Genomic DNA, 17,264 nt, shown 5'->3' with positions numbered 1-17,264 from the left:
CCAGGGTAGCGGACGGCACTGGGATCATCAGCAGGCATCATCAGTGCGCCCGGGGGTGGCTCGTGGCGTAGACCTCCCTGAGGTGGTCGACGGTCACCTTCGTGTAGATCTGGGTGGTGGTGACCGAGGCGTGGCCGAGCATCTCCTGGACGACCCGCACGTCGGCCCCGCCCGCGAGCAGGTGGGTGGCGAAGGAGTGGCGCAGCGTGTGGGGCGAGATATGGCGGTCGGCTCGCGCGCCGCCGTCCCCCCCAATGACGCCATCGGGAGCGGCCGGGGCCTGCCCGGTGGGCTGGCCGCCGAGGCCGGCGCGGGCGGCGGCCCGCTGGAGGACGCTCCACGCGGTCTGGCGGGACAGGGGCCGCCCGAGCGTGTTGAGGAAGACCTCGGGCACTCCCCTGCCTTTGGAGGCCAGGGCCGGCCGCCCGCGCACGAGGTAGGCGTCGAGGGCCGCCCAGGCGTACTGACCCACAGGGACGATCCTCTCCTTGCGCCCCTTGCCAAAGAGCCGGAGCACGCCCGAGCCGGCGTCGAGGTCGTCGACGACGAGGCCGACCGCCTCGGAAATGCGGGCCCCCGTGGCGTAGAGGATCTCCAGGAGGGCTCGGTCGCGCAGGCTCACGGGCGAGTCGTCGACGGCGGCCGCCTCCAGGAGCGCGCGCACCTCCTCGACGCTGAGGGCCTTGGGCAGGCGGCGCCCAACCTGCGGGGGTCGGACGGCCGCCGAGGGGTCGGTCGGCGTGGTGCCCTCGTCGAGGAGGAACCGGTGCCAGCCGCGCACGGCGGTGACGGCGCGGGCGGCGGAAGAGGCGGCCAGGGGGCGCCCCCCGTCCTCGCCGGTGCGGATGGCCTGGGAGAAGACGGAGACGTCCTCCTCGGCGACTCCGCCGGGCCCGGTGATGCCGCGTCCCCTAAGGAACCCCGCGTATCGGGACAGGTCCCGCAGATAGGCGGCCAGGGTGTTCTGGCTCAGGCCCCGCTCGACCCGCAGATGCGCGAGATACCCGCGCAGGGAGCGCTCGAGGGCGTCCCCACGCGGGTCTGCTACGTGGCTGTACGGGGTGGTCAGGAGAACTTCGCCAGGAGTCCGAGGCCGATGATCGTCACGCTCCACACGAGGCCCACGCCCACGGTAATCCGGTCGAGGTTGCGCTCGGCGACGCCGGAGGAGCCGGCCGAGGAGGAGATGCCGCCGCCGAACATGTCGGACAGACCGCCGCCCTTCCCCTTGTGCAGGAGGATCGACATGATGAGGAAGAAGCTCGACAGAACGAGGAGCACCTGGAGGATGATGCGGAGGATGTCCACGCCGTCGTCCTTTCATTGAGGGGCCCGCGGGGCCCGGGAGGAGCTGATGCGCCGCTGGCGGGTGATCGCGCGGCACGACCGTGGCCGACTCTACCCGAATCGCGCGCCGGGGCCAGGGCCCGCCTCCTGTGAGGCGCCCTGGCCCCGATCGCGGTTGCGTCACGGGCGCCGCCCCGCCCACGCGCCACTCATGCGGCGGCGGGTGGCGCGGCGCCCGGTCGGGCTCAGGCGGCGTAGAAGCGGCACATGGCCGCGAAGGAGTCCGCCTTGAGGGAGGCGCCGCCGATGAGGGCCCCGTCGATGTCGGGCTGGGCCATGAGCTCGACGATGTTGTCGGGCTTGGCGGAGCCGCCGTAGAGCACGCGGGTGGCCTCGGCGGTGGCCTCGCCGAAGTCCTCGCGCAGGGCCGCGCGGATGGCCCCGCAGACCTCCTGGGCGTCCGCGGCGGTGGCGGTCTCGCCGGTGCCGATGGCCCAGATGGGCTCGTAGGCGATGACGATCCTGGCGACGTCCTCGGCGCTCCAGCCCTTGAGGGCGGCGCGGATCTGGCCGAGCACGAACTCAACGTGCGTGCCGGCCTTGCGGATCTCCAGGGCCTCGCCGCAGCACAGGATCGGCGTCATGCCGGCGTCGAGGGCCTTGCGGGCCTTGGCGCCGACGAGCTCGTCGGACTCGTTGTGGTACTCGCGGCGCTCGGAGTGGCCCATGACCACGTAGGAGCAGCCGAGCTTGGTGAGCATGGCGGTGGAGATCTCACCGGTGTAGGCGCCGTTGTCGTGGATGGAGACGTCCTGGGCGCCGTACTTGATCTCCAGGTCGTCGGCGTCGACAACGGTCTGCACGGTGCGCAGGTCGGTGAAGGGCGGAATGACGACGGCCTCGCACTTGGCGAAGTCGTGCCCGGCGTCCTTGAGCTCCATGGCGAGACCCTGGACGAGGTGGTTGGCCTCGAGGTGGTCCAGGTTCATCTTCCAGTTGCCCGCCATAAGGGGGGTGCGGTTCGACATTTCAGTGGTGTCCTTCGTTGTCTATCGGTGTGTGGGTCGGCTGGCGCGATCAGTCCTCGAGGACGGCGATGCCCGGCAGGGTCTTGCCCTCGAGGAGCTCCAGGGAGGCGCCGCCGCCGGTGGAGATGTGGGAGAACGTCGACTCGTCGAAGCCGAGGGTGCGCACAGCCGCGGCTGAGTCACCGCCGCCGATGACGCTGAAGGCCTCGGAGTCGGAGATGGCCCGCGCCACGGCCTTGGTGCCGCCAGCGAAGGCGTCGAACTCGAACACGCCCATGGGGCCGTTCCACACGACGGTCTTGGACGAGGCGATGGCCTCGCCGAAGATCTCGGCGGTCTTGGGGCCGATGTCCAGGCCCATCTGGTCGGCCGGGATGGCATCGGCGGCCACGACGGTCGCGGGGGCGTCGGCCTTGAACTCCGGGGCGACGACGGTGTCGACGGGCAGCAGGAGCTCAACGCCGTTGGCCTTGGCGGTCTCCAGGTAGCCCTTGACGGTCTCGACCTGGTCCTTCTCCAGCAGGGAGGCGCCGACCTCGTGGCCCTGGGCGACGAGGAAGGTGTAGGCCATGCCGCCGCCGACGAGGAGCCGGTCCGCCTTGGACAGGAGGTTGGCGATGACGCCGAGCTTGTCGGAGACCTTGGAGCCGCCGAGCACCACGGTGTAGGGGCGCTCGGGGTCGTTGACGGCGCGGCCGAGGGACTCGATCTCCTTGACCACGAGCAGGCCCGCGGCGGCCGGGAGGATCTTGGCAATGTCGTAGACGGAAGCCTGCTTGCGGTGGACCACGCCGAAGCCGTCGGAGACGAAGGCGTCGGCGAGCTCGGCGAGCTGGGCGGCGAAGGCCTCGCGCTCGGCGTCGTCCTTGGAGGTCTCGGCGGCGTTGAAGCGCACGTTCTCCAGCAGGACGATCTCGCCGGCGCTCATGGCGGCGACGGCGGCCTTGGCGGACTCGCCGACGGTGTCCTCGGCGAGGACGACCTTGACGCCGGTGGCCTCAGCCAGGCGCTTGGCGACGGGCGCCAGCGAGAAGTCCGGGTTGGCCTGGCCCTTGGGGCGGCCCAGGTGGGCGGTGATGATGACCTTGGCGCCGGCCTCGAGGAGCGCGCGCAGGGTGGGCAGGGCGGCCTGGATGCGGCCGTCGTCGGTGATGTTCTTGTCGGCGTCGAGCGGGACGTTGAAGTCGGAGCGGACCAGGACGCGCTTGCCGGCCAGGTCGCCGAGGGACTCGATGGTCTTCATGGAACCTCTCAAGGTGTGTTGTGGCGTTCGAGTGAACGGTGGATGGAGGACGGGTGGCCGACGCCCGCGCACGCTGGGCGTGCGCGGGCGTCTTCTCATCGGGGGCTCACGGTGCTCAGCACGCCGCGCCTCCCGATCGCCGGCTCAGCTCGTGCGCTGGTTCAGGCGAGCTTGGAGCCGACCAGGGCGGTCAGCTGCACGAGGCGGTTGGAGTAGCCCCACTCGTTGTCGTACCAGGACAGGACCTTGACGAGGTTGCCGATGACCTTGGTCTCGGAGGCGTCGAAGATCGAGGAGTGCGGGTCGCCGACGATGTCGGTGGAGACGATCGGGTCCTCGGTGTAGGCGAGGATGCCCTTGAGCCCGCCCTCGGCGGCGGCCTTGACGGCGGCGTTGACGGACTCGACGGAGACCTCCTTCTCGGCCTGGAAGGTCAGGTCGGTCAGGGAGCCCGTCGGGGTGGGCACGCGGACGGCGAGGCCGTCGAACTTGCCCTTGAGCTCGGGCAGGACGAGGGCCACGGCCTGGGCGGCACCGGTCTTGGTGGGGATCATGTTGAGCGCGGCGGCGCGGGCGCGGCGCAGGTCGCCGTGCGGGGCGTCGAGGACGCGCTGGTCACCCGTGTAGGAGTGGATGGTCGTCATGATGCCCTGGACGATGCCGAAGTTCTCGTGGAGGACCTTGGCCAGCGGCGCGAGGCAGTTGGTGGTGCAGGAGGCGTTGGACACGATGTTCATCGTGGCGTTGTCGTAGTCGGCCTCGTTGACGCCCACGACGAAGGTGCCGTCGACGTTCTTCGCGGGAGCGGAGATGACGACCTTCTTGGCGCCGGCGTCAATGTGGGCCTTGGCCTTCTCGCCATCGGTGAAGAAGCCGGTGGACTCCACGACGACCTCGACGCCGAGCTCGCCCCAGGGGAGCTCGGCAGGGTCGCGCTGCGCCAGGACCTTGATGCGCTTGCCGTTGACGGTGATGCCGTCGTCGTCGAAGGAGACCTCGCCGTCGAAGCGACCGAGGATGGAGTCGTACTTGAGGAGGTGGGCGAGGGTCTTGTTGTCGGTCAGGTCGTTGACCGCAACGATCTCGATGTCGGCGCCCTGCTCAAGCGCGGCGCGGAAGAAGTTGCGGCCGATGCGGCCGAAGCCGTTGATACCAACGCGGGTGGTCACTTTGTGTCCTCCTAATGCGCCGGTGAGGCGCACGGTTACGTAGTTCCAGCGCATCATCGATGCGCCCCGGCCCGCCGGAAGAGTTTTCAAGAGGTTCCGTGAGCCGGCTCGCCGAGTCTACCGTCGTGGCGCGGTGAGGCGCGACTGGGGTCCACGCCCTCGGCGAACGCCCCCGGCGCCACCGGCGTGATCTCATCGTGACGGCCTCAGTGAGGGGGACGGACGTCCCAGGACCCTGCGTGGCGCGGGCTCCGAGCGGGCGCCGACGGCTACAGGTCGAGCATGTCCGGGGTGAGGACGGACTCGGTGTCGGGGATGCCCAGGTCGTGGGCGCGCTTGTCCGCCATGGCGAGCAGGCGGCGGATGCGCCCGGCCACGGCGTCCTTGGTGAGCTGGGGGTCGGAGAGCTGCCCGAGCTCCTCGAGGCTGGCCTGCTTGTTGGCGATGCGCAGCCGGCCGGCCTCGACGAGGTGGGCGGGGACGTCGTCGCCCAGGATCTCGAAGGCCCGCTCCACCCGCGCCCCGGAGGCGACGGCGGCCCGGGCGGAGCGGCGCAGGTTGGCGTCGTCGAAGTTGGCCAGGCGGTTGGCGGTTCCGCGCGACTCGCGGCGGCTGCGCCTCTCGCCCCAGGTCTTGAAGGCCTCCTTGGCGCCCATCCGGTCCAACAGGACGCCGATGGCCTCGCCGTCGCGCACGACGACGCGGTCGGTTCCGCGCACCTCGCGGGCCTTGGCGGTCACGTCGAAGCGGCGGGCGGCGCCCACAAGCGCCAGGGCCGCCTCGGAGCCCGGGCAGGTGACCTCCAGGGAGGAGGAGCGGCCCGGCTCGGTCAGGGAGCCGCGGGCGAGGAAGGCGCCCCTCCAGGCGGCGGCGGCTGAGGTGCGCACGCCGTGGACGACGGCCACGGGCATCCCGCGCACGGGGCGGCCGCGCCCGTCGACCAGTCCGATGAGGCGGGCGAGCTCCTTGCCGCGCTCACTCACGCGCAGGACGTAGCGGGTGCCGCGGTGCAGGGAGCCGCCTTGGACGACCATGACCTCGGGCTCCATTCCGAAGAGCTCCTTGAGGTCGTGATGGAGGCGGCGCACCGCCCCGCCGTGGTCGAGATCGGCCTCGACGACGATGCGCCCGGAGACGATGTGGAGCCCACCGCCGAAGCGCAGCATCGACGCCACCTGGGCGCGGCGCTGCGCGGCGCTCTCCGCGCTCACGCGCGCCAACTCGTCCTTGACGGTGACGGTCAGCGACATACCTTCCGCTCTCCTCGCTCGTGCCTGGCTGAGGGGCTGGGCCCCGCCCGGGCTCAGTCCCCCGGGGCGCCGCCGATGCCGACATCGCCCACGACGCCGTCGAAGGCGTCCCGGAAGGCGGCGGCCAGCCGCAAGGGGTCATGGTTGCACATGGAGTCCCCGGTGCGCACCTGCCGCAGGATCACAGTCGCGCCCATGGCCCCCGCGACCCGCTCAAGATCACCGAGATCCTCGATGGTGGAGGGGTCGGCGAGGACCACGTCGAGGCGCAGCGCGGGCGCGTGCTCGCGCAGGACCCTCAGGAGGTCGGCCGCCGTCATGCCATCGGTCTCCCCGCTCTGCGCCGTGAGGTTGAGGACGACGGCCCGCCTGGCGCGGGTGGTGACCAGGGCCTCGCGCAGGGAGGGCAGGATGACGTGGGGCAGGACGGAGGTGTACCAGGAGCCCGGGCCGAGCACCACCCACTCGGCCTCCTCGATGGCGCGGATGGCCTCGGGATGGGCCTGGGCGCCCTCGGGGACGACGGCGACGTTCTCGAGTCGGCCGCGCGTCGTGGCCACCGCGACCTGGCCGCTCACGCGCGAGCGCTCATCGCCGTCGACGACATCGGCCTCGATAACCAGCGGGGAGGCGCTCATCGGGATGACCCGGCCGTGGATCCCCAGCAGGCGGCCCACCCAGTTCAGCCCCTCGACCTCGTCGCCGAGCAACTGCCACAGGGCCAGGATGAGGAGGTTGCCCAGGGCGTGGTTGTCCAGCTCGCCCTCACCGGAGAAGCGGTGCTGGAGAACGTCGCGCCAGGTGAGACCCCATTCTGACTCATCGCACAGGGAGGCCAGGGCCATGCGCAGGTCGCCCGGGGGCAGGCAGTCGAACTCCTGGCGCAGGCGGCCCGAGGAGCCGCCGTCGTCGGCGACGGTGACGACCGCCGTGAGCCGGTTGGTCACGTGCCGCAGGGCCCGCAGGGTGGCCGACAGCCCGTGACCCCCGCCCAGGGCCACGACGGCGGGGCCCTCCTCCCCGCGCCGGGGCCAGCCCCCGGGGTCGATGGTGGTCGGCATGGCTCACTCCCGTCCGAGGTCGCGGTGCTGGGTGTTGACGCGGAAGCCGCGCGAGCGCAGGCGAGCCGAGACGCGCTCGGCGGAGGCGACGGAGCGGTGCTTGCCGCCGGTGCAGCCCACGGCGATGGTGACGTTGGGCTTGAGCTCGTCGACGTAGCGGGGTAGCGCGTGCGCGAGCAGGTCGGCGTACCCGTCGACGAAGGCCGCGGCGCCGGGCTGGCGGAACACGTACTCGGCCACGGGATCGTCGCGCCCGGTGAGGTGGCGCAACTCGGAGACCCAGTACGGGTTCGGGATGAAGCGGACGTCGAGGACGTGGTCGGCGTCCACGGGCAGGCCGTACTTGAAGCCAAAACTCATGATGTTGACGCGCAGCGCGAGGTCGGACTCGGTGGCCACGAGGTCTCGCACGCGGCGGGCGAGGTCGTGGACGGACAGGTCGGAGGTGTCGATGACCATGTCCGCGGCGCCCTTGAGGCCGCCCAGCAGCGTGCGCTCGTGCTCGATGCCGTCGAGGATGGAGGAGGTGCCCTGCAGCGGGTGGGGCCGGCGGGAGGACTCGAAGCGCCGCACCAGGACGGCGTCGGAGGCGTCGAGGAAGAGGACTCGCACATTGGTCCCGCTCTCGCGCAACTCGGAGAGGTAGCGCATGAAGTGGGCGAAGAACTCCCGGCTGCGCACGTCGACGACGGCGGCCAGCCGGTGGACGCCCGCGCCGACGGTGGTCATCATGCCCGCCAGCGCGGGCAGCAGCTGGGGCGGGAGGTTGTCGACGACGTACCAGTCGAGGTCCTCCAGGGCGTTGGCGGCCCGGGAGCGGCCGGCCCCCGACATGCCGGTGACGATGATCATCTGGGGGCTGGTGGCGGGGGCCACGGGCGGCGCCTCCTCGTCGATCCGGGGGATCTCGATGGGCACCGTGTCCTGGCGGGGCCCAGCGGCCCGGCCGCCGTCGGCGCCGTCCTCGCGCCCGGAGGACCGGGGCCGTGGCGTGCGTTGGTTCTCCATGGGCCAAGCATGGCACGCCAAGCGGGCCCGTGGCCCGCTCCCACTCCCTCCACCGAGACCGGTCGAAATCAGGAGCGAGACCGGTCGAAAACAAGATCGAAACCGGTCGGCCCTCCACAAGCCGGGCCGACAAGGCCCCGGCGCGGGGGCAGTGGTTCCAGGCGGCCCCGGCATCGCCCGCTACTGCCCCGCTGGGGTGGAGGAGCTGAGAAGCCGCGCGATGTGGATGGCCAGGTAACTGATCTCGTCCGGCCGGACCGCAATCCCGATGCACTCGCCGAGGAGGGAGGCCACCTCCTCGGCGAGCCTGAAGGCGTCAGGATGGCGCCCGCGCAGGGGCGCGGAGATGATGTCGGCGGTTCCATCGTCGATCTGGGCGCCGGTGCGGGCGCGCGCGAGGAAATAGCGCAGGTGGGTGGCGAACCGGGCAGCGTGGATGGAGCCCTGATCGATGCCGCCGGGCGCGGCGCCATCGATCAACTCGATGGCCCGGGCCACGATCCGTGACTGCGCCGCGGCCTCCTGGAGGCAGCCGGCCCCGGTGGAGGCGGCGAAGAGGTGGAGCGCGAGGGCGAAGGCCTCGCCGTCGGGCAGGCGCACGGCCTGGGAGGCGTTGAGGTCGGCCACCATCCGCTCGGCCAGGCGCAGTTCCTCGGGGTGGAGGTGGGCGACCTCGGCCCGCAGGGGGTAGTCCATCCGCTCGCCGCGCCGGGTGCGCTCGAGCGCCTGGTGGACGTGGTCGACGACGGCGATGAGGCCCGCCGAGGTGATGGTGGCCCCGAGCTCCTTGACCGCCTGGGTGAAGACCTCCTCGATGAGGGTGATGCGCCCGAGCGGGATCTCGGAGAGCATCTGGCCGACGAGGCCGGCGTCCTGCGCGGTGACGTAGCGGCGGGCGATGAGGGACTCATCGAGGTCCTGACCCGCCTTGCGCCCGAAGGCGAGTCCCCGGCCCGTGGCGACGACCTCCCGCCCCAGGGCGTCACGGGCCAGAACGACGTTATTGTTGAAGACCCGCAGGATTCTCACTCCCTGAGTGTGCCACACCACGCCCACCCCTCCCATCGAGACCGGTCGAAAACAGGATCGAGACCGGTCCGCTCTCCACAGGCCAGGGGCGGGCTCGCCCCGGGGCCCTCCCCTGGCCCGGCCGTGGTTCCCGAACCGGCGCTGGGCCCGGCCGTGGTTCCCGGGCCGGCCCCAGCGCCGGCCCGGGCCCGGTCGTCAGCCGCCGGAGACCCGGAGCGTCGCCCCGTTGGACGCAATGAGTTCCTTGTACCAGCCGAAGGACTTCTTGCGGTAGCGCGCCAGGCTGCCCGCGCCGTCGTCGTCGCGATCGACGTAGATGAAGCCGTAGCGCTTGGACATCTGGGCCGTGGAGGCCGAGACGCAGTCGATGCAGCCCCAGGAGGTGTAGCCCATGACCTCGACGCCGTCGGCGATGGCCTCGGCCACCTGCACGAGGTGGTCGTTCATGTAGGCGATGCGGTAGTCATCCTCGACAGTGGGCCCGTCAGGCCCCTCGATGAGCTCGTCCTTCGCCCCCAGCCCGTTCTCGACGACGAACAGCGGCTTGCCCCAGCGGTCCCAGAACTGGTTGAGGATGATGCGCAGGCCGACCGGGTCGATCTGCCAGCCCCACTCCGAGGCGCTGAGGGTCGGGTTGGGCACGCCGCCCATGATGTTGCCCGGCCCCTGGCCCGCCGCCTCGGTGGCGGTGTCGCACACGGACATGTAGTAGGAGAAGGACACGAAATCCACCGTGTGCTCCTTGAGGGTGGCCAGGTCACCCTCGGCGATGTCGAGCTCAATGCCCTTGTCGGCCAGGGTTCGCAGGAGGTAGCCGGGGTACTCGCCGCGCACGTGGACGTCGGAGAAGGCGAGGTTGGCGTGGTCGGCCTCCAGGCAGGCGAGCACGTCGCGCGGGTCGGGGGTCAGCGGGTAGATCGGCACGCCGATGACCATGCACCCGACCTTGATGTCGGGGTTGATCTCGTGGGCGATCCTCGTGGCGCTGGCCGAGGCCACGAGCTCGTGGTGGATCGCCTGGTAAAGGTCCTTGGGCGCGAGGTGCTCCTTGGGCGTGTTGATGCCCCCTGACAGGAGGGGCGCGTGCAGCACGGAGTTGATCTCGTTGAAGGTCAGCCAGTACTTGACGCGGTGGCCGTAGCGCTCGATCACCGTGCGGGCGTAGCGCTCGTAGAAGCCGATGAGCCGCCGGTCGGTCCAGCCGTTGTAGGTTTCCGCGAGGTGCAGCGGGGTCTCGTAGTGGCTGAGGGTCACAAGCGGCTCGATGCCGTGCTTCTCGAGCTCATCCAGGACACGGTCGTAGAAGGCCAGGCCTGCCTCGTTGGGCTCGGTCTCATCACCGAGGGGGAAGATGCGGGACCAGGCGATGGAGAAGCGGTAGACCTTGAAGCCCATCTCGGCGAACAGCGCGATGTCCTCGGCGTAGCGGTGGTAGAAGTCGATCGCCTCGAGCTTGAGGTTGTCGGGGGTCGGCCTCTCGGTGCGGGGGGCGATGATGCCCCTGGGCATGACGTCCTGGATGGACAGCCCCTTGCCGTCGGCGTCGTAGGCGCCCTCGACCTGGTTGGCGGCGGTGGCGCCTCCCCAGAGGAATCCCTCGGGGAATCGGGGCGTGAACGTGGTTGATCCTGTCATTGCGGTCTCCTGGGTCGTTCCTGGTCGATGGTGGTCTGCTGCCGCCGGGGCGTCAGTGGTCGATCTCGATGATGGTCTCACCCACGCGCGCATCGCCGTCAACGATAGGCACGACGGCGCTCAGGCCGGCGGTGGAGGTGACGACGACGATAGTGGTGGTGTCGTAGCCGGCGGCGCGCACCGCCTCGAGGTCGACGTCCACGAGCGGGTCACCGGCGATCACGCGGTCCCCCACGGCCACGCGCGGCGTGAAGCCGGCGCCCTTGAGGTTGACGGTGTCGATGCCCACGTGGATGAGGATCTCGACGCCGTCGTCGGTCCTGATGCCGAAGGCGTGCCCGGTCTCCATGGCGGTGACGACCGTCCCCGCAGCCGGTGCGCAGAGGCGGCCGGAGGCCGGGACGATGCCGACGCCGTTGCCCAGCGCGCCCGAGGAGAACACCGGGTCCTTGACCCTCTCCAGCGGGACGGCGGATCCATCGACGGGGGCAACCAGGGCGCGGGTGGGCTCGGCGTCGGCGACGGCGCTGGAGCCAGTGGTCGCGTCGGGTCCGGCGGGGCCGCCCGCCCGCTCCCCCGGCCCAGCAGCGACATCGTCCTTGACGCCGAACATGAAGGTGAGGGTAAAGGCGATGGCGACGCCGACGATGACGCCGATGGCCCACAGCAGCAGGCGCGGGGTCTCCAGGTAGGCGGGAATCGCGATGAGCGAGGGGAAGACCCCGGCCTGGGAGACCCGGCCCCCGGCGATCGCCCCGATGGCCCCGCCGACGGCGCCTCCGAGGATTCCGAAGTAGAAGGGGAGCTTCCGGGGCAGGTTGATGCCGTAGATGATCGGCTCGGTCACTCCGGCGAGGAAGCCGGACAGGGAGGCGGGGCCGGCGAGCTCGCGGACCTTGGCGTCGCGGGTCCGGAGCATGACGGCCAGGCCGGCGGCGGCCTGCGCGAGGACGGCGGCCTCGATGGGCCCGTAGATGAGGGAGTAGCCGTTGGTGGTGATCTCCTGGGTCATGATGGGCACGAGGCCCCAGTGGAGGCCGAACATGACGAAGACCTGCCAGAACCCTCCGATGACGATGCCGCCGAGCAGCGGGACGTGGATGAACAGCCACTGGACGCCCGAGGCGATGCCATCGGCGATGGTCGTGGTGAGCGGGCCGATCGTGAGCAGGGTGAGCGGCACCATGACGAGCACGCTGGCCCAGGGGGTCATGAAGTTGCGCAGGGCGCCGGGGAAGAGCCGGTCGCAGGCCCTCTCCACGTGGCTCTGCACCCACACGGCCACGATGATAGGCAGCACTGAGGACGTGTAACTCATGATGACCAGCGGGATGCCGAGGAAGGCGTGGGAGCCGCCGTCATTCATCGCGACGATCGAGGGGTAGACCAGCGCCCCTCCGATCGCCATCGCGGTGAACTGGTTCGCCTTGAAGTGCCGGGCCGCGGTCACCGCGAGGACGAGGGGGAGGAAGTACATGAAGGCGTCGGACGCGGCGTTGAGCACCGTGTAGGTGTCCGAAGCCTGGTCGATCCAGTTGAAGGTGGCGAACATGGCGAGGAAGGCCTTGAAGAGGCCGGTCGCCGCCAGGGTCCACACCACCGGGGAGAAGATCGCCGAGACGAGGCCGATGAAGGCGTCCAGCGGGTTGCGCGACCGCGCGGACCCGCCCTTACCACCATCGCTCCCCTCCGATCCGAGACCCGGCAGGAGCGCCTGCATCTGGCCGAAGAGCAGCGGGACGTCGTTGCCGACGACCACCTGGTACTGGCCCCCGGCTTGCACCACGGTGACGACGCCGGTCATGTCCTTGATGGCGGCGGTGTCGGCCTTGGAGGCGTCCCTGAGGACGAATCGCATGCGCGTGGCGCAGTGGGAGAGCGCGGAGACATTCGCCTCCCCACCGATCCGCTCGAGCAGGTCCGGCGCCATTGCCGCGTAGTCGACTTTTGCCATGAAGAGCCTCCTTGCCTTCCCATCATCCGCGCCTGGGCAATAAAAAAGACCCGAGGCGCGATTCGCGCGGCATGGCGCGAGGCGTCTCAGGTCTTGCCCCGGGTGGGTCACAATCCTGGTGGGCTATTGCCCACGGGTGACGATAGGCGGAGCGCTCCTGACCCGACAAGAGCACCTCCATGTGCTGCGCGTCACACGAAAGCGGGCGGGGCACGGGCCTCCCAGCCACCACGAGGACCCTCTTGAACGACGCCGCGCCACGCTCCTCACCCCGCCGTCTCACCTCCGTCGCCCAGGTGCTCGTGGATGGCGGCGGCGAGCGCCGGGCCGATGCCCTTGACCTCGGCGATCCGCTCCACGCTGGCGGCGCGCAGGCGCTTGACCGATCCGAAGGCCTTGAGCAGCGCGGCCTGGCGGGCGGGCCCGAGACCGGGGACGCCGTCGAGCGCGGAGCGGGTCATGCCGGCGGAGCGCTTGGCCCGATGGTGGGTGATGGCGAAGCGGTGGGACTCGTCGCGCAGGTGCTGGAGGAGGTAGAGCGCGGGCGAGGTGCGCGGCAGGATGACGGGGAACTCCTCGCCGGGGATCCAGATCTCCTCCAGGCGCTTGGCCAGGCCGACGATGGGGGTGTCGATGCCGAGCTCGTCGAGGACGGCGCGGGCGGCCCCGACCTGCGGCAGCCCGCCGTCGACGACGACGAGGCCGGGCGCGTAGGAGAAGCGCTTGGCCCGCCCCGTTTCGGGATCGATGGGCCCGGAGACGACGGCGACGCCCTCGGCGTCCTCAACCTGCTCGGCGGCCTCGGTCGCGCTCAGCCCGGCCGCGCCCCGGCCCTGCTCGGCGAGGAGCCGCTTGAAGCGCCGGGTCAGGACCTCGCTCATGGCGGCAGTGTCGTCGGTCGCGCCCCCGCCGTCCTCGCCGCGGATGATGAAGCGGCGGTAGTCGGATTTGCGGGGGGCGCCGTCCTCGAAGACCACCATGGAGCCGACCTGGTGGGTGCCCTGGGTGTGGGAGATGTCGTAGCACTCGATGCGCAGGGGCGCCTCGGGCATGTCGAGGGCCTCGGCGAGCTCGTCGAGGGCGGCGGAGCGCTGGGTGAGATCGCCGGCGCGCCGGGTCTTGTGGAGGCGCAGGGCCTCCTCGGCATTCTTGCGCACGGTCTCCATGAGGGCCGCCTTGTCCCCTCGCGCGGGCACGCGCAGGTCGACGGCGGCGCCGCGCAGCCCGGCGAGCCAGGCCCGCACGGCGGGGGCGTCATCGGGAAGCACGGGGACGAGGACCTCGCGGGGCACGGCGGTGGTGGAGGCGTGGGCGACGTCGTCGACGCTGGTGGCCGCCGCCTCGGCCCGCCTGGGAGTCGGCTCATCCTCGCGTCGGGCGCGCGGGGCCGGGCAGGCGGGCGCGCGCCCGACGCCGACGGAGGTGGTGGGACCGGAGACGGGCCCGCTGGGGGCGGCCGCCGCGCCGGCCGACGACGACTCGGGGGCGCCGGTGTCCCCGGGGTCGAGAAGATCGGCGTAGACCTGCTGGATGAGGCGCTCAACGAGCTCTGAGTCGGTGGCGTCGTCGGGGGTGTCGATGACCCAGCCGCGCTGGCCGCGGATGCGCCCGCCGCGGACGTGGAAGACCTGGACGGCGGCGGTGAGCTCGTCACGCACGAGGCCGAAGACGTCGGCGTCGGTGGCGTCGGGCAGGACGACGGCGTTGCGCTCGATGACCTTGCGCAGCGCGGCGGCGTCGTCGCGCAGGCGGGCGGCCTTCTCGAAGTCGAGCGCGCCGGCGGCGGCGCGCATCTGGGACTCGACCTCGCGCAGGTAGGGCCCGGTGCGGCCGGCGAGGAAGGAGCAGAGGTCCTCAGCGAGGGCCCGGTGGTCGAGGGCGGAGACGCGGCCGACGCAGGGGGCGGAGCATTTGTCGATGTACCCCAGCAGGCAGGGGCGACCGGCGGCCTTGGCGCGCTGGAAGACGCCGGCGGAGCAGGAGCGGATGGGGAAGACGCGCAGGAGCTGGTCGAGGGTGTCGCGGATGGACCAGGCCTGGACGTAGGGGCCGAAGTACCGGGCGCCGCGCTTGCGCGCCCCCCGCACCACCTGGGCGCGGGGGAACTCCTCGTTCAGGGAGACCATGAGGTAGGGGTAGGACTTGTCGTCCTTGTACATGACGTTGAAGCGCGGGTGGAACTCCTTGATCCAGGAGTACTCCAGGGCAAGGGACTCCACTTCGGTGGCCACGACGGTCCACTCGACGGCGCAGGCGGTGGTGACCATTCTCTGCGTGCGCGGGTGGAGGGCCGCCAGGTCCTGGAAGTAGTTGCTCAGGCGCGCTCGCAGATTCTTGGCCTTGCCGACGTAGATGACGCGGCCCTCGGGATCGAGGAAGCGGTAGACGCCGGGCGACGTAGGGATCTCGCCCGCGGCGGGCCGGTACGTCGAGGGGTCTGCCATGGCCGGTGCCTCACTCCCGCAGCCCGGGGACGGACAGAAAAACCCGGACCGTGGGGTCCGGGCGGGATGGGCTGCGAGTGGGCGATACTGGGTTCGAACCAGTGACCTCTTCCGTGTCAGGGAAGCGCGCTACCGCTGCGCCAATCGCCCGAGGTGGGTACCGGATTCGAACCGGTGTAAACGGCTTTGCAGGCCGGTGCCTAGCCTCTCGGCCAACCCACCAGTGAGATGCTGGGGGCTGGGTGGCCGCCCGGCTCCTCGGAGCGGATGACGGGACTCGAACCCGCGACCCTCACCTTGGCAAGGTGATGCTCTACCAACTGAGCCACATCCGCATGGCTGCCGCTCTCCCCGGCTCGACGCCGGTTCGCTCGGTGCTGCGCAACCATATCACCCCACCTCCGCGCCTATGCAAATGACATCGCGGTGACTCACCTCACCGGGCTCCCGTTTGCCGGGCGCGCCCGGTTCTGGCTAGTCTGTGCGGGCATCGGGCGATTGGCTCAGGGGTTAGAGCGCCTCGTTCACACCGAGGAGGTCACTGGTTCGATTCCAGTATCGCCCACCAGCGCGTTGGGGCCCGGACTTCACAGTCCGGGCCCCAGTGCTTTTCACGCTCTCGGCGGGTGCCGGGCGTGCCGGCGCGCGGCGGCCGGAGGCCCCGCGCGCCGGGATGGTGGACGCTTCTCAGAGCCTCGCCCCATCGGCGATCGAGCCGGGTGAGCCCTCCTCCGTCACGACGGCGTCGCCCGAGGCCACGACGCCCTTGCCGAAGGTCCAGTCGCCGCGCACCGTCAGCGTTAGCGCCCCCCGGATCGAGGGCACCCCGTCGGGGAACCGCGCCTCAAAGTCCTGGATCCTCTTGTAGTAGCGCGGGTCGAGGTCAACGGTGCAGGAGGTCTCGGAGACCATGCGCAGCAGGCCGTCCTCATCGACCTCGTACACGTCCGAGCGCACGAGAAGGAGGTCGTTCGTCGTCTTGACCGGCAGGAAGCGGCTGCGCGGCACCTCCACGGCGGTGGCGCCCTCGAAGGCCTCGACCGCCGCGCCCATCGCCGTCTCCAACTGGTAGACGGGCGTTGAGGAGGCGTCCGAGGGGTTGACGGTCTTCTCATTGCGGATGAGCGGCAGCCCCAGGATGCCCTTCCTCTCGGCGAGCGTGGCGCGCAGGACCTCCAGGTCGAACCAGATGTTGTTCGTGTGGAAGAACGGGTGGCGGAACTGGTCGGTGAAGTAGTGCATCTCGTCGGCCGGCGTCTGCGCGGTGTCCCTGAGGATGATGCGCCCATCAGACTTGCGCACCGCCAGATGCCCGCCCTTGACGTCCGCCGGCGTGCGGCGGCACATCTCCGGGGCGTAGGGGGCGCCGGAGGCCGCGAACCATCCGGCGATGCGGGCCGAGGGCGCCGCGCCCAGGTTGTCCGCGTTCGACGTCATCGCGTACTTGTAGCCGCGCTCGATGAGGGCGTCGAGCACGCCGGAGGCCACGAGGGCGGTGTAGATGTCGCCGTGCCCCGGGGGGCACCACTCCAGGGAGGGGTCGGCTTCCCATTCGACCGGCTCGAGGTCGTCCTGCCGGATCTTCGGGATGCGGTTCTGGAGGAAGTCGAGCGGCAGGCCGTCGACGGCGATCCCCGGGTGGCGCCCCAGCGCGGCCAGGGTGTCCTCACGGGTGCGGAAGGAATCCATAAAGATGAGCGGCAGGGTGACGCCGTGCTTGGCGCGGGCGGCCTCCACCTGCCCCACGAGGAGGTCGAGGAAGGACTTGCCGTCGCGCACCGGCAGCAGGCTCTTGGCGCGGCTCATCCCCATCGAGGTGCCAAGCCCGCCGTTGAGCTTGATCAGGACGGTGCGCGACAGGGCCTCACGAGCGTCCTCGTCACTGATCTCGACGTCGTCGATGGAGTCGATGGAGGTCAGTGGCTCGATCGTGCTCTCGGGGATGAGGCCGGTGGCGCCGGCCTCCAACTCCTTGTAGTAGTGGGTGAAGACGTCGATGGCCTCCGGGGCCACCTCGCCCCGCCGCATCTTTGCCTGCGCTGCTCGCAATCCGCTCTCGCTCATGGCCAGAGCCTACCCGCGCGACCGCCGGATGCGAACGATGACGCTCAGCGCCCCGGGCCTGATCCGCTCACGCCCGGTTGGGCTCCCCCGAC

Annotated in this window: 13 protein-coding genes and 4 tRNA genes; 1 reads left to right on the top strand and 16 read right to left on the bottom strand. The window is 70.9% G+C overall.

What is annotated here, in order from left to right:
* Positions 1-40: 40 nt before the first annotated feature.
* From GVV75_RS02165 to GVV75_RS02095, 15 genes are all read right to left on the bottom strand, one after another.
* The gene (locus tag GVV75_RS02165) at positions 41-1,012 is read right to left on the bottom strand and encodes a site-specific tyrosine recombinase XerD (RefSeq protein ID WP_159813316.1); all 972 of its coding nucleotides are present in this window, start codon (positions 1,010-1,012) and stop codon (positions 41-43) included.
* Positions 1,013-1,065: 53 nt separating this feature from the next.
* Complete coding sequence (secG, locus tag GVV75_RS02160; protein ID WP_159522980.1) at positions 1,066-1,308, bottom strand: preprotein translocase subunit SecG; 243 nt, start codon at positions 1,306-1,308, stop codon at positions 1,066-1,068.
* Between the two features lie 224 nt (positions 1,309-1,532).
* Positions 1,533-2,315 (bottom strand): triose-phosphate isomerase, encoded by a 783-nt coding sequence (tpiA, locus tag GVV75_RS02155; RefSeq protein ID WP_159625349.1) that lies wholly within the window; start codon positions 2,313-2,315, stop codon positions 1,533-1,535.
* Positions 2,316-2,364: 49 nt separating this feature from the next.
* Positions 2,365-3,558 (bottom strand): phosphoglycerate kinase, encoded by a 1,194-nt coding sequence (locus GVV75_RS02150; protein WP_159522984.1) that lies wholly within the window; start codon positions 3,556-3,558, stop codon positions 2,365-2,367.
* A gap of 161 nt (positions 3,559-3,719) precedes the next feature.
* A complete protein-coding gene (gene gap / locus GVV75_RS02145) occupies positions 3,720-4,727 on the bottom strand; it encodes a type I glyceraldehyde-3-phosphate dehydrogenase (protein WP_159522986.1) in 1,008 nt (335 codons plus the stop codon).
* Between the two features lie 269 nt (positions 4,728-4,996).
* Positions 4,997-5,977 carry a DNA-binding protein WhiA gene (gene whiA / locus GVV75_RS02140; RefSeq protein WP_159522988.1) on the bottom strand — a complete coding sequence of 327 codons (981 nt, stop codon included), beginning with the start codon at positions 5,975-5,977 and terminating at the stop codon, positions 4,997-4,999.
* A 53-nt stretch (positions 5,978-6,030) separates the two neighbouring features.
* Positions 6,031-7,038, bottom strand: a complete 1,008-nt coding sequence (locus GVV75_RS02135; protein ID WP_159522990.1) for a gluconeogenesis factor YvcK family protein — start codon at positions 7,036-7,038, stop codon at positions 6,031-6,033.
* A 3-nt stretch (positions 7,039-7,041) separates the two neighbouring features.
* Positions 7,042-8,046, bottom strand: a complete 1,005-nt coding sequence (gene rapZ, locus GVV75_RS02130; protein WP_235905156.1) for an RNase adapter RapZ — start codon at positions 8,044-8,046, stop codon at positions 7,042-7,044.
* Between the two features lie 180 nt (positions 8,047-8,226).
* Positions 8,227-9,075: a PRD domain-containing protein gene (locus tag GVV75_RS02125; RefSeq protein ID WP_159813269.1), complete on the bottom strand. Its 849-nt coding sequence runs from the start codon at positions 9,073-9,075 to the stop codon at positions 8,227-8,229.
* 195 nt (positions 9,076-9,270) lie between these two features.
* Positions 9,271-10,710, bottom strand: coding sequence for a glycoside hydrolase family 1 protein (locus GVV75_RS02120; RefSeq protein WP_159522994.1), 1,440 nt, complete (start codon positions 10,708-10,710; stop codon positions 9,271-9,273).
* Positions 10,711-10,762: 52 nt separating this feature from the next.
* Positions 10,763-12,664, bottom strand: a complete 1,902-nt coding sequence (locus GVV75_RS02115; protein ID WP_159813267.1) for a beta-glucoside-specific PTS transporter subunit IIABC — start codon at positions 12,662-12,664, stop codon at positions 10,763-10,765.
* Between the two features lie 266 nt (positions 12,665-12,930).
* On the bottom strand, positions 12,931-15,108 hold the full coding sequence (uvrC, locus tag GVV75_RS02110; RefSeq protein ID WP_159813265.1) for an excinuclease ABC subunit UvrC: 2,178 nt from the start codon (positions 15,106-15,108) through the stop codon (positions 12,931-12,933).
* Between the two features lie 78 nt (positions 15,109-15,186).
* Positions 15,187-15,258 (bottom strand) — tRNA-Val (locus GVV75_RS02105).
* Position 15,259: 1 nt separating this feature from the next.
* Positions 15,260-15,330 (bottom strand) — tRNA-Cys (locus GVV75_RS02100).
* 40 nt (positions 15,331-15,370) lie between these two features.
* Positions 15,371-15,443, bottom strand: a tRNA-Gly gene (locus GVV75_RS02095).
* Between the two features lie 157 nt (positions 15,444-15,600).
* Here GVV75_RS02095 and GVV75_RS02090 point away from each other — a divergent pair.
* Positions 15,601-15,676: transfer RNA gene (locus tag GVV75_RS02090), tRNA-Val, on the top strand.
* A 119-nt stretch (positions 15,677-15,795) separates the two neighbouring features.
* Here GVV75_RS02090 and GVV75_RS02085 read toward each other — a convergent pair.
* Positions 15,796-17,172, bottom strand: a complete 1,377-nt coding sequence (locus tag GVV75_RS02085) for a UTP--glucose-1-phosphate uridylyltransferase (RefSeq protein WP_159523000.1) — start codon at positions 17,170-17,172, stop codon at positions 15,796-15,798.
* Positions 17,173-17,264 lie beyond the last annotated feature (92 nt).

This window comes from Actinomyces sp. zg328 (assembly GCF_009829635.1).
GTDB lineage: Bacteria > Actinomycetota > Actinomycetes > Actinomycetales > Actinomycetaceae > Actinomyces > Actinomyces marmotae.
The sequence above is the reverse complement of the archived record's forward strand: the minus strand, read 5'-3'. Positions and strand labels throughout refer to the sequence as shown.